The organism is Selenomonas sp. (genome assembly GCF_057272215.1).
Map to the genome: position 1 here is coordinate 32,482 of NZ_DBHIUY010000007.1, position 12,899 is coordinate 45,380.

Here is a 12,899-nt window from a genome sequence, read left to right on the forward strand (position 1 = left end):
TTTTGCGGAAAGTTTTTCGTTTTGCTCGACGTTTTGATTATGAGCGAGCATGAAATCTTCGCGTATATCCATTGATAAAACACCCCATGCTTTAATGGAAATTTGGCAAATATAACTCTATTATACAAGATGTTGAGAGAATTGTCAGAGGAACTTGCAGCTTCTTTCGAGAGATGATATAATAAAATGGTATTTTCGTATTGTAAAGCATTAAAGGAAATCGATGTTTGAAATAAAAGGCGGGATGGATATGATCAATGAAAAGCTGCGAAATGAGTTGAGCGATCAGCTCATGGCGGCTGTGCTGCATTTGCGTGATACAGAGGAAAGCTACGCTTTTTTCGAGGATATTTGCACGGTCGCCGAGCTCAAGGCGATGGCGCAGCGCCTTGAGGTGGCGTCTATGCTGCGGCAGGGGAATACATACGATGCGATCGTGGAGCGGACAGGCGCCAGCACGGCGACGATCAGCCGCGTGAAGCGCTGCCTGAATTACGGTGCTGACGGCTATGAGCTCGTATTGGAAAGGATGCGCCGCCAAGAGGAGCGAGAGGTGACTGAAAATGCCGGAGAATGAATGGATGTTCGGGATTCCCTACGGAACACGAGATCTTCTGCCGCAGGAAGCGCAGGAAAAGCGCCGCGTGGAAGCCGCTCTCATGGAGCTTTTTTACCGCTGGGGCTACGATGAAGTCGCGACGCCTGCGATTGAGTATCTCGATACGCTGACGATCGGCAGCGGACGCTCCCTTGAGCCGCAGATGTTCAAGCTGTTTGATAAGGATAACCGCACGCTGGCGCTGCGCCATGAGATGACGACGCCGATCGCGCGTCTTGTGGCGAGCCGTATGAAAGAGGAGCCTTTGCCCTTAAAGCTCGCCTATATCAGCAACGTCTTTCGCTCGGAGCAGGCGCAGGCGGGGCGTCAATGCGAATTCAACCAGGGCGGTGTCGAGCTGATCGGCACGAACGATGTCACGGCCGATGCCGAAGTCATTGCTTTGGCAATCGAGAGCATTCAGGCGGCAGGCTTGCAGGAGTTCCAAGTCTGTCTCGGGCAGGTGGATTTCATCAGCGGCATGATGCGCCAGCTGCATCTCACGGAATCGCAGCAAGAGCGCGTCACACATGCGTTGGAGCGTCATGATTTGGTAGCGCTTGCCGCGATCACGGAGGAAACGAATCTTTCCGCTGCGGCAAAAGAGAGCATGAAAAAGGTGCCCACGCTGCACGGAAAGGAAGATGTGCTGCAGGAAGCTTACAGTATCGCCTTGAACGAGCAGGGCAGACGTGCGCTCGACAATCTGTCGGAAATCTATCGGCTCTTGCAGGAATATGGCGTTGCCGATGCCGTCTATTTTGATCTCGGCGTGATCCGCAGCTTGAATTATTACACAGGCATGGTCTTCGAGGCGTATGCCCCGGGGCTGGGCTATCCGATCTGCGGCGGCGGACGCTACGACCAGCTGCTCGCGGGATTCGGCAATGCCTGCCCTGCCACGGGCTTCGCGCTCGGCATCGAGCGTCTGCTCTTGGCGAAGGAGCGGCAGAGCCGCGAAAAGACTCTGCCCCAAAAGGACTGCTACATCGCCTATGCGCACGATCAGCTCCCCAAAGCCTTGCAGGAGGCAAAGCGGCTGCGGGCGCAGGGGAAAGTCGCTGAAATAGCATTTCAGGCGCAAACGGAGCAGATTGCCGATGCGTATAGAAAAAGCAAGGGCTATCAAGAGTTGATCTATATTTCATGAAACAGAGGATTCTGCAATTTTTTCATGCGCTTACGGCGCGTTTGCGTGAACGTGACCATGCGTTTGTCCGCCGCTTTCTGAGTGAAGAGGAACGTGCGCTTTTCTATGCGATGGACGTCATCGATCAGCGTCATGCCGTTCATACGGCATATACGGCGCTGCAGCTGGCGCGTGCGGAAGACGGCATCGACGAAAATTTTCTCGTGCGCATCGCGCTTCTTCATGATGTGGGGCGCGTGCAAGGGGATCTCGGTCTCTGGGGCAAGGTCGGCGTCGTCCTTTTGCACCGTTTTTTACCGCAGCTTTCCCGCCGCTTTGCGGCTCTTTCGCGCGACGGAGTTTTCGGCTTTTGGCGTCATGCGCTCTATGTCTATTATCATCATGCGGAGATCGGCAGCGAGAAATTGCGGCTGCTGGGGTGCGGCAAAGAGGCTGCCGTCATACGCCTGCACCACAGTCCGCCCGCTTCATCCGATGCAGCGGAATTGCGTTTACTGCGGCAGGCGGACAACATGAATTAGGGAACCACTGATAAATTCAGCCGCCCATCTTCACACATCTACGCTGTCCTCTCGTCGTCGACAAATCCTCGACGTAGCTCTGCTACGCCTGCGGTTTGTCTCCTAGATAGGCACAGCGCATCTGTGCAAATCTGGGCAACTTCATTTTATCAGCGTTTCCCTAGTGATTTGAGGTGCAAGGAATGGATATAAACGGCAAGGAATACTTGACGATTGCTTTCCCGAAGGGCAAACTCTTCGGGCTTTCCAAGGAACTTTTTTCCCGCGTCGGCTATACGGCGGAGGGCTTGGAAGAGAAGTCGCGCAAGCTCATCATCGCCAACGAGGAGAAGAAGATTCGTTTCATCGTCGCAAAGACGGCGGACGTGCCGACGTACGTCGAATACGGTGCGGCGGACATCGGCGTTATCGGCAAGGACGTTCTCGCAGAAGAGGAGAAAGACGTCTATGAGGTGCTTGACTTGGGCTTTGGCAAATGTCATCTGATGATGGCGGTGGACAAGGCTGAGAAGCGGGCAAAGCTCACGGACTATGCGCATACGCGTGTCGCGACGAAGTTTCCGCATATCGCCGAGCAGTTTTTTACGAAAAAGGGGATGCAGATGGAGTATATCAAGCTCAACGGTTCGATTGAGCTTGGCCCTCTGGTCGGGCTTTCCGAGAGCATCGTGGACATCGTAGAAACGGGTACGACGCTGAAGGAGAACAACCTTGAGGAGATCGCGCACATCATGGATGCGTCGGCGCGGCTTATTGTCAATCGCGTGAGCTATAAGCTGAAGTTTGATCGAATCTATCGTCTGGTCGAAGATTTGCGCGGCACATTGGAAAGCGGGGAGGCAAAACGATGAAGATTGTATCGGCGAAAGCGCTCGGAAAGGACGCGATTCGGAAGCTGTTGACGAAGCCGCCCTTCGACGAGGTGCAGCTCAGCCCTAAGATACGCGAGGCAAATAAGAAAATTTTCGGCACAGATCTCACGGCGGCGGAGGTCGCCCTGCGCATCGTCGAGGATGTGCGCCGTCATGGCGATGAAGCTGTCGTCAAGTATACGAAGCTCATTGACGGCACGGATTTTTCTCCCGAAGATTTTCAAGTATCGGAAGAAGAGTTTGCCGAAGCGGCAAAAGCCGCCGATCCTGCGATCGTCGCGTCGCTGGAAAAAGCCGCGCACAATGTACGCAGCTATCACGAGGAGCAAAAGGCAAACTCGTGGCTGACATACCGCGAGAAAGGCTCGATTCTCGGGCAGTCACTGATACCGCTCGACCGTGCGGGCATCTATGTGCCGGGCGGCACGGCGGCGTATCCGTCGTCCGTTTTGATGAACGCCGTGCCTGCCGCTGTCGCGGGCGTCGGTGAAATCCTCATGATGGTGCCGCCGAAAAACGGCAAGATCAATCCCTATGTGCTTCTTGCGGCGAAAATCGCGGGCGTATCGAAGATTTATAAGATCGGCGGTGCGCAGGCGATTGCCGCTATGGCTTACGGCACGCAGACGATTCCGCGCGTCGATAAGATCACAGGCCCCGGCAACATCTTCGTCACACTGGCGAAAAAGGCGGTTTACGGGCATTGCGACATCGATATGCTGGCAGGGCCGAGCGAGATCCTCATCGTCGCTGATGAAACGGCGGATCCCGCCTATACGGCAGCCGACATGCTCAGTCAAGCGGAGCATGACACCTTGGCATCGAGCATTCTCATCACGACGAGCGAAGCGCTCGCGCACGAGGTCGATGCCTTGGTGGAGGAGCAACTCAAGGGACTGCCGAGGGAGCAGATCGCCCGTGCGTCGATCGAGCAGAACGGTCTTATCGTCATCGCCGACCATATCATGGAGGCGATAGAGTATGCGAACATCTCCGCGCCGGAGCATCTGGAGCTTTTGACGAAGCAGCCGTTTGAACTCTTGCCTTATGTGCACCATGCGGGCGCCGTCTTTCTCGGCGCGTACTCGCCCGAGCCTTTGGGCGACTACTTCGCAGGCCCCAACCATGTGCTGCCCACGGGCGGCACGGCACGATTCTACTCCGTGCTCAACGTCGAAACCTTCATGAAACGCACGAGCATCATTTCTTATACGAAGGATGCTCTGCATGAGGTGGAGGCGGACATCATACGCCTTGCGGAAGCGGAGGGGCTGCACGCCCATGCCAATGCCGTGCGTCTGCGCAGCCAAGGGAGGAGCGATTGATATGCGGCAAGCCGAGATTCAGCGGAAGACAAACGAAACGGAGATCGCGCTTCGCATCGCTCTGGACGGCACGGGCAAATGCGAGAGCCATACGGGGATCGGCTTCTTCGATCACATGATGACGCTTTTCGCCGTACACGGGCTTTTCGACTTGGAGATTCAGTGCCGTGGCGATCTTGAGGTGGACGGGCATCATTCCGTCGAGGACATCGGCATCGCCTTGGGGCAGGCGTTTCGCGACGCCCTCGGCGACAAGGCGGGCATCACGCGCTATGGCTCCTTCTATCTGCCGATGGATGAAGCGCTCGCCTTTGTGTCGCTCGATCTCAGCGGCAGAGCGTATCTCGTCTACGACGGGGGCGAAATGACGCCCGTCGTCGGCAGCTACGATACGGAGCTGACGGAGGAATTTTTGCGCGCCTTTGCCTTTAACGCCGGCATCACGCTTCATGCCAAGGTGCTTTACGGTAGGAATACGCATCACAAGATCGAAGCGATCTTCAAGGCGCTCGGTCATGCGCTGCGCATCGCCGTTGCCAAGGATCCACGCATCGAAGGCGTGCCGTCGAGCAAGGGTGTTTTGTAGGAGGATCGGCATGATTGCAGTCATTGATTACGGCGTGGGAAACCTCTTCAGCGTGGAAAAGGCGCTTTTATACGCGGGTGCAGCGGTGGAAGTCACACACGATGCAGAAAAAATCGCGGCGGCGGAAAAACTCGTTTTGCCCGGTGTAGGCGCGTTCGGCGACTGTATGAAGCGCTTGGAAGCGACGGGACTGATTCCTGTGATTCGGCGCGAGATCGAAGGAGGAAAGCCGCTTCTCGGGATATGCGTGGGCTTGCAGATCCTCTTCGAGGGCAGCGACGAATCGCCGGGCGTTCATGGACTCGGGATTTTTTCGGGCAGAGTGCGCCGTATTCAAGCGCCGCAGCTCAAGATTCCGCACATGGGATGGAACTCTTTGACGTTTAGAGAGAGGCGCGGGGAGAACGACCTTTTCCGAGGGATTTCAGCAGGCGCTTACGTCTATTTTGTCCACAGCTACCATGCGGCGCCCGAAGCGCCTGAAATCATCACGGCGCAGACGACGTACGGCGAATGCGTCACGGCGGCGGTGGCGAAGGACAATGTTCAAGCCGTCCAATTCCATCCCGAGAAATCGGGTGCGGTCGGCAGCGCAATCTTGAAGAATTTTGTGAATCTTTAAGGAAACGCTGATAAAATGAAGTTGCCCAGATTTGCACAGATGCGCTGTGCCTATAGCGGTCAACGTCAGCCAATCATGCGGCGCGCTTCGCGCTTGCATTCTTGGGACGTTTTCGCATACGAGCCGTTGCCCAATCGCCTGCGTCCTTCGGACTTGGCTCTTGGACGGCTCAGTAAGGAGACAAACCGCAGGCGTAGTAGAGCTACGTCTAGGATTTGTCGACGACGAGAGGACAGTGCAGATGTGTGAAGATGGGCGGCTGAATTTATCAGTGGTTCCTTACATCCATAGGGGGCGGAAGGTATGCTCATCATTCCGGCGATTGATATAAGAGACGGCAAATGTGTACGCTTGTTCAAGGGAGATTTTGCAAAGGAAACTGTTTTTTCCGACCGACCGGAAGAAATGGCGCGGAAATGGCAAAATGCCGGCGCACGCTTCCTTCATCTCGTGGACTTGGACGGCGCTTTGGCAAAGAAGCCGATGAACCTCGATACGGTCGAGCGTATCTTGCACAGCGTCGAGCTTCCGGTGGAGCTGGGCGGCGGCATCCGTTCGCTCGAACATATCGAAACGGCGCTTGCCCTCGGCGTACATCGCGTGATCCTCGGCTCCGTAGCGGTACAGGAGCCGGAACTCGTAAAAGAGGCTTGTCAACGGTACAAGGAGCGTATCGTCGTGGGCATCGACGCCAAGGACGGCATCGTCGCCGTTGACGGCTGGGGCGTTTCGGGCGATGTAGAAGCGGGCGAGCTGGCGCGGCGCATGGTCAAGGCGGGCGTCCGCACGATCATCTACACCGATATTTCGCGCGACGGAACTCTGGCGGGCGTCAATGCGGAGGCGACGGTCGCTCTTGCCAAGGAGAGCGGCGCGTCGGTCATCGCTTCGGGCGGCGTAAGCTCGCTCGCTGACATCCGCCGCTTGAAAGCGCTCGAAGCCGAGGGGGTATGCGGCGTGATCGTCGGCAAATCCATCTATACGGGTGCGCTCGATTTAGCAAAAGCCATTGAAATCGCCGAAGGAGAGAGGTAAAATGTATACGAAGCGCATCATTCCCTGCCTCGATGTCAAAAACGGGCGCGTCGTCAAAGGCACGAACTTCGTCGGTCTGCGCGACGCGGGCGATCCTGTGGAGCTTGCGGCGCGTTACGACCGCGAAGGCGCCGACGAGCTGGTGTTCCTCGACATCACAGCATCGCACGAGGAGCGTTCGACCATTGTACAGGTGGCCGAGGCCTGCGCGTCCGAGGTGTTCATTCCGTTCACGGTCGGCGGCGGCATACGCACGCCCGAGGACATACGAAGACTGTTGAAATCGGGCGCGGATAAAGTGTCCTTCAACACGGCGGCGGTCAAAGCCCCCGAAGTTCTGCGCCTTGGCGCGGAGCGGTTCGGCAGGCAGTGCATCGTCCTCGCCATCGACGCGCGAAAGAGCGGCGAAGGTCGATGGGAGGTCTATATCAACGGCGGCAGAACGCCGACGGGCATGGACTGCCTCGCATGGGCGAAGCAGGGCGTCGCGCTCGGCGCAGGGGAAATCCTTTTGACAAGCATGGATGCCGACGGTACGAAGGACGGCTATGACATCGCGTTGACACGCGCCGTTTCCGAAAGTGTTCCTGTGCCTGTCATCGCCTCGGGCGGTGCGGGAAAGCTCTCGCATTTTTACGATGTGCTGACGGAGGGAAAGGCGGATGCCGTTCTCGCCGCTTCGGTGTTCCACTATGGCGAATTTACCATAAGGGAAGTCAAGGAGTATATGAAGAATCGTGGAGTGGAGGTCAGATTATGAATACTTCTGTTGATATTTCCATGATACATTTTGATGAAAAGGGTCTTGTTCCTGCCATCGTGCAGGAGGAAAACGGCGAAGTTCTGATGCTCGCCTACATGAACGAGGAATCGCTGAAAAAGACCTTGGAAACGGGATTCACATGGTTTTACAGCCGCTCGCGCAAAAAGCTTTGGCGCAAGGGAGAAACTTCGGGCAACGTGCAGCAGGTCAAAGAGATTTCGTACGACTGCGACGGCGACACGCTTCTCGTGCGCGTTCATCAGACGGGCGTCGCGTGTCACACGGGTACATACTCGTGCTTCAGCGGGCGCAGGCTGGGCAAGGACGAGAAGGGCATCGCCGTCATCTCTGATGAGCCGCAGACCTCGCTGGCGGAAGTCCTCAATGCCGTCTATCACGTCATTCAAGAGCGGCGCGTCCACCCGGTCGACGGCTCGTACACGAATTATCTCTTTGACAAGGGACAGGACAAGATCCTGAAAAAAGTGGGGGAAGAAGCTGCCGAAACCATCATCGCCTCGAAGAATATGGCGAAGAGCGACATCCTCTATGAGATGGGCGATCTCTGGTATCATTGTCTCGTGCTTCTCGCGTTCCACAACATCGTGCCCGACGAGCTGTTCGTCGAGTTGATGAACCGCAGGAGCGGCGGCAGCTATCATCAATTCACGGGCAAGGACGGCGTGCGTCCCGATGTCTGAGATGAACGCTGCAATCCTGCGCCTGCCCGAGCCGGATCTTCTGCCGGATAAAGCAATCAACTTCCTCGAACTCATCGAGCTTCGCGCAAGCCGCAGGCAATATACAACGGAGCCGTTGTCTTTGCAGGAGCTTTCCTATCTCCTCTGGTGCACGCAAGGTGTCAAGATGGTCGCCGAAAGCGGACGCACGCTGCGAAACGTCCCGTCGGCAGCGGCGCTCCATCCGTTGACGACCTTGCTGTATCTTTCGAACGCAGAGGACGTCCCCCGAGGCTTTTATCAATTCTTGCCTGTGGAACATGTGCTGAAGAAGCTGGATGTTGCAGAAGAGCTTGCACAGGATGCGCTCGCTGCTTTTAAGCAGCAAGCGATGGTACGAGAAAGCGCGGCGATGTTCCTCTGGGTCGCCGACATCCTCTCCGGCATACGCGCATACGGGCGCAAGGTCTACGAGTATATCTATCTTGATGCCGGTCATGTCGGGCAGAATCTCTATCTGACAGCACAGGCTTTGGGCTTGGGCGCATGTGCTGTCGGTCGCTTTGATGAAGCCGCACTGCATCAAGCGCTGGCGCTCGACGGTGAGGAGAAAAAGATCGTGCATACAGCCTGCATCGGCAAGATATGACTTCTATCGTGCCGATGCGGGCTTGCTTTTCGTGCGCATCGTAGGCTATAATGAAAACCGTGATATGTCATCTGAAAACGGGAGGCTTCTTTTCGATGAAAAATACGAAACCGATTTATACGATAGGGCATCGCAACCCGGACACGGATTCCATCTGCTCCGCGATCGGCTATGCGCATCTGAAACAGGCGATGGGAGAAAATGTCGTGCCGGCACGTGCGGGCAAGATCAACGAGGAAACGAAATTCGCGCTGAACCACTTCCGCGTGGAGCAGCCGCTCCTCATCACGGATCTCTATCCGCGCGTGAAGGATATCACGCTTGATTGCAAGACCGTCGTCAAGGAGACAGACAGTCTGCGCCATCTCGGTGAAATCATGCGTGAAAACGATTTGAAGTCCGTTCCCGTCGTCAATAAAGAAGAGCAGCTTGTCGGCATTGTGACGGTCAGTGATCTCGCGCAGCGCTACTTCAAGGAACTCAGTATGCAGAATCTTGCCGACGCCGGCGTTTCCTTCCGCGATATGATTCGTGTCATCGACGGTGAAGTTATCGTCAGCGGCGACGAGGGCGGCAAGATTCGCGGCAATGTGCGCATCGCCGCCGGCAGCATCCACATGATTCAAGATGTCGTCAAAGAACACGATGTCGTTCTCATCGGCGACCGTAGGGACGAAACGCTGATCGACTGCTTGAAGCAGGGAATCGACTGCATGATTGTCACGGGCAACGGCAGGGTGTCGGCAAGCGTCATCGAAGAGGCAGAAGCGCGTCACATGCTCATCATCAATACGCCCTACGACACGTATACCTGTGCGCGACTCATCAACCAGTGCGTTCCCGTCAAGCGCATCATGCAGGAGGAGATCGTCGCCTTTAAGCCGCTCGATCTTTTGAGCGACATCAAGGGTACGATGGAACAGTACAGCTACCGAAATTATCCCGTTGTAGAAAATGGCAAGCTCGTCGGTCTTGTTAGCAAGGACATGCTCATGGTGCCGGAGCGCGAGCGCGTCATCTTAGTCGACCACAATGAGCGTGGACAAGCGGTCGAGGGTATCGAGGAAGCGAAGATCCTTGAGATCATCGATCATCATCGTCTCGGCGGCATCCAGACGAGCGAGCCGATCTTCACGCGCCAAGAGCCTGTGGGCTGCACGGCGACGATCGTGGCAAATATGCACTGGCATCGAGATGTCGATATCCCGCCGTCGATTGCAGGTCTGCTTCTCTCGGCGATCCTTTCCGACACCGTACTCTTCAAGTCGCCGACCTGCACGCCGTACGATAAGAAAACGGCGGAGCGTCTGGCGGAAATCGCCGACGTCGATGTGATGGAGTATGGTATGGCGATGCTCAAGGCAGGTTCTGGCATCGGCAACATGTCGCCGCTTGAGATCACCAAGAACGATATGAAGGAGTTCCAGATCGGTGATTACCGTGTCATTGTCAGCCAGATTTCCGTGATGGATCCGAAGGAAGTCATGGAGATCGAAACGGAAATCATCAAAAGCATGACGGACGTCTGCAAGAAAGAGGGCTATGACATGAGCCTCGTCATGGTCACAGACATCATCGCCGAGGGAACGCATCTGCTCTATACAGGATCGCCCAAGACCTTGATCGGAGAGGCATTCCATAAGGATGCCAGCGGCACGCATATCTATCTGCCCGGCGTCATGTCGCGCAAGAAGCAGATCATTCCGCCGCTTTCGGAAGCCGTCAAATTGATCAAGAAGCAGTGAGTTCCTACCATAGGCTGTTGCAGTATACTGCGGCAGCCTTTTCGCTTGCCGTGCGCAAGCTGAATTTGCGAGGTTGATACAGTGGATATTTTTCAAGGCTTGAATCCCATGCAGCAAGAAGCCGTCGCACATATCGACGGACCTTTGCTCATCATGGCGGGAGCCGGCTCGGGCAAGACGAAGGTGCTCACATGCCGCATCGCCAATCTTCTGGCGCACGGCGTGCCGCCGTATCGGATCTTGGCGATCACATTTACGAACAAGGCGGCTGCGGAGATGCGCGAGCGTGTTGACCGCATGATCGGCGGCTTGGGCAAGGAAGTCTGGCTCAGTACCTTCCATTCGTTCTGCGCACGCTTTTTGCGGCGTGAGATCGAAGCGGGCGAAGTCTACAAGAAGAATTTCGTCATCTACGATACGTCGGATTCCAAAACCGTTATCAAGGCGTGTCTCAAGGAGCTGAATCTCGACGACAAACAGTTCGCGCCCGCGAAGGTGCAGAGCGCCATTTCGAACGCGAAGAATCTCATGCTCGGCCCGCGCGCTTACGCGCGGCAGGCGGATACGTTCCATGCGAAGAAGATTGCGGAGCTTTTCAGTCTCTACGACAAGAAGCTGCGCGAGAACAACGCGTTGGATTTTGACGATCTCCTGCTGCTTTCCGTCGATCTTCTCGAAAACAACGACGAGCTTCGCCAAACATATCAGCGGCGTTTCCGCTACATTCTCATCGACGAATATCAGGATACGAACGGCGCACAGTACAGGCTCACGGCGCTTCTGGCAGGCGAGCATCAAAACCTCTGCGTCGTGGGCGATGCCGACCAGTCGATCTACGGCTGGCGCGGTGCGGACATCAGCAACATCTTGAATTTTGAGAAGGATTTCCCGAACGCAAAGACGATCAAACTTGAGCAAAACTACCGCTCGACAAAGACGATTCTAGCGGCGGCAAACGCCGTCATAGCAAATAATGCGAACCGCAAGCCCAAGAAACTCTGGACGGAGAATGCCGCGGGAGAGAAAATCGCCGTCTATCAAGCGAACGATGAGCGCGACGAGGCGCGATTCGTCGTCGATACCGTGCAGAAGCAAAAGACGCTCTTTTCCGTCGCCTATGGCGACATCGCCGTGCTTTACCGCACGAATGCACAGTCGCGCGTTCTCGAAGAAGCGATGATGGCGGCGGGCGTGCCCTACACGATGGTCGGCGGCTTGAAATTCTATGACCGTATGGAAATCAAGGATATCGTTGCTTATCTGCACGTTCTCTATAATCCGTTCGATGCTGTGAGCCTCCTGCGCATTATCAACGTACCCAAGCGCGGCATCGGCGCCGCGACGATTGCCAAGCTCACAGAGTACGCCGCAGAACAGGATGCTTCGCTGTTTGACGTTCTGTCTAGTCCGGAAGCGCTCGATACCTTGGGATTCAAGACGCGCACGAAGAATTTGCTCGAAGCGTTTTCTGCACTTCTTTTTAATCTCATCGGAAAGATCAGCGTCATGCCGCTTTCTGCGTTTATCGAAGCCTTGCTCGACGATACGGGGTATATCAAGGATTTGGAGAAACAGAATACGCCGGAGGCACAGACGCGCATTGAGAATTTGCGTGAATTTATCGGCTTGGCGCGTGAATTTGAAACGACGGAGGATGATCCGTCGCTTGAAAATTTCTTGAACCAAATCGCGCTCGTTTCCGATGTTGATACGGCGAATATGGAAGATGATCGAGTAACGCTGATGACGCTTCATTCGGCAAAAGGCTTGGAGTTCCCCGTCGTCTTCCTCGTGGGCATGGAAGAGGGGATCTTCCCTCATGCACGAACCTTGCTTGAGCCGAGTGAGATCGAAGAGGAACGGCGTACCTGCTATGTCGGCATTACGCGTGCCGAGCGAAAGCTCTACTTGAGCTATGCACGCTATCGGACGCTCTACGGCAAGGGCAATATCTATCCGCCGTCGAGATTTCTTGCAGAAATCCCCGACGCTTATGTAGAGCAGGCGCAGCCCTTCGGGAAAAGTGCATACGCAGCGTCGCTGCGACAGGGGAAACCGCAGTCCGCTTTTGAAATTCTGCAAAACCTGCAAGGAGCAGCAGCTTCTTCCTCTGCGCCGCTTTCGCCCGAACCGCCTGTTCCCCGCGCGGTGCGTCCTGCCTCGACCGCTGCCATTCGCCCGCGCATGGATGTGACATGGCGTGCCGGCGATAAGGCGCGTCACGGAAAATGGGGCATCGGCACGATCGTTTCCGTCAAGGGTGAGGGCGAAGAAGTCGAGCTGAAGATCGCGTTCCCGCAAATCGGCATCAAGGGGCTGATGCAAAAGTACGCCCCGATTGAGAAAGTCTGAG

Annotated in this window: 13 protein-coding genes; all 13 read left to right on the forward strand. The window is 55.8% G+C overall.

Going from position 1 to position 12,899, the window contains the following annotated elements:
- Positions 1-250: 250 nt before the first annotated feature.
- The 13 genes from ACO5Z0_RS07570 to pcrA all read left to right on the forward strand — a co-directional run bounded on the left by ACO5Z0_RS07570 (position 251) and on the right by pcrA (position 12,898).
- Positions 251-577: a YerC/YecD family TrpR-related protein gene (locus ACO5Z0_RS07570; protein WP_485649785.1), complete on the forward strand. Its 327-nt coding sequence runs from the start codon at positions 251-253 to the stop codon at positions 575-577.
- Positions 564-1,748, forward strand: coding sequence for an ATP phosphoribosyltransferase regulatory subunit (gene hisZ, locus ACO5Z0_RS07575; RefSeq protein WP_485649786.1), 1,185 nt, complete (start codon positions 564-566; stop codon positions 1,746-1,748). Before ACO5Z0_RS07570 ends, hisZ begins: the two co-directional genes overlap by 14 nt.
- The gene (locus ACO5Z0_RS07580) at positions 1,745-2,269 is read left to right on the forward strand and encodes a phosphohydrolase (protein WP_485649787.1); all 525 of its coding nucleotides are present in this window, start codon (positions 1,745-1,747) and stop codon (positions 2,267-2,269) included. Before hisZ ends, ACO5Z0_RS07580 begins: the two co-directional genes overlap by 4 nt.
- A gap of 182 nt (positions 2,270-2,451) precedes the next feature.
- A complete protein-coding gene (hisG, locus tag ACO5Z0_RS07585; protein WP_485649788.1) occupies positions 2,452-3,120 on the forward strand; it encodes an ATP phosphoribosyltransferase in 669 nt (222 codons plus the stop codon).
- Complete coding sequence (gene hisD / locus ACO5Z0_RS07590; RefSeq protein WP_485649789.1) at positions 3,117-4,466, forward strand: histidinol dehydrogenase; 1,350 nt, start codon at positions 3,117-3,119, stop codon at positions 4,464-4,466. The genes hisG and hisD overlap by 4 nt, the downstream gene beginning before the upstream one ends.
- A 1-nt stretch (position 4,467) precedes the next feature.
- Positions 4,468-5,052, forward strand: a complete 585-nt coding sequence (gene hisB, locus ACO5Z0_RS07595; RefSeq protein WP_485649790.1) for an imidazoleglycerol-phosphate dehydratase HisB — start codon at positions 4,468-4,470, stop codon at positions 5,050-5,052.
- Between the two features lie 10 nt (positions 5,053-5,062).
- Positions 5,063-5,674 carry an imidazole glycerol phosphate synthase subunit HisH gene (hisH, locus tag ACO5Z0_RS07600; RefSeq protein ID WP_485649791.1) on the forward strand — a complete coding sequence of 204 codons (612 nt, stop codon included), beginning with the start codon at positions 5,063-5,065 and terminating at the stop codon, positions 5,672-5,674.
- A gap of 303 nt (positions 5,675-5,977) precedes the next feature.
- On the forward strand, positions 5,978-6,709 hold the full coding sequence (hisA, locus tag ACO5Z0_RS07605; RefSeq protein WP_485649792.1) for a 1-(5-phosphoribosyl)-5-[(5-phosphoribosylamino)methylideneamino]imidazole-4-carboxamide isomerase: 732 nt from the start codon (positions 5,978-5,980) through the stop codon (positions 6,707-6,709).
- A gap of 1 nt (position 6,710) precedes the next feature.
- Positions 6,711-7,469, forward strand: coding sequence for an imidazole glycerol phosphate synthase subunit HisF (gene hisF / locus ACO5Z0_RS07610; protein ID WP_485649793.1), 759 nt, complete (start codon positions 6,711-6,713; stop codon positions 7,467-7,469).
- On the forward strand, positions 7,466-8,173 hold the full coding sequence (gene hisIE / locus ACO5Z0_RS07615) for a bifunctional phosphoribosyl-AMP cyclohydrolase/phosphoribosyl-ATP diphosphatase HisIE (protein WP_485649794.1): 708 nt from the start codon (positions 7,466-7,468) through the stop codon (positions 8,171-8,173). The genes hisF and hisIE overlap by 4 nt, the downstream gene beginning before the upstream one ends.
- Positions 8,166-8,801 (forward strand): SagB/ThcOx family dehydrogenase, encoded by a 636-nt coding sequence (locus tag ACO5Z0_RS07620; protein WP_485649795.1) that lies wholly within the window; start codon positions 8,166-8,168, stop codon positions 8,799-8,801. The genes hisIE and ACO5Z0_RS07620 overlap by 8 nt, the downstream gene beginning before the upstream one ends.
- 95 nt (positions 8,802-8,896) lie before the next feature.
- Positions 8,897-10,546 (forward strand): putative manganese-dependent inorganic diphosphatase, encoded by a 1,650-nt coding sequence (locus ACO5Z0_RS07625; RefSeq protein WP_485649796.1) that lies wholly within the window; start codon positions 8,897-8,899, stop codon positions 10,544-10,546.
- Between the two features lie 81 nt (positions 10,547-10,627).
- Positions 10,628-12,898, forward strand: a complete 2,271-nt coding sequence (gene pcrA / locus ACO5Z0_RS07630; protein ID WP_485649797.1) for a DNA helicase PcrA — start codon at positions 10,628-10,630, stop codon at positions 12,896-12,898.
- The last annotated feature ends 1 nt before the right edge of the window (position 12,899 follow it).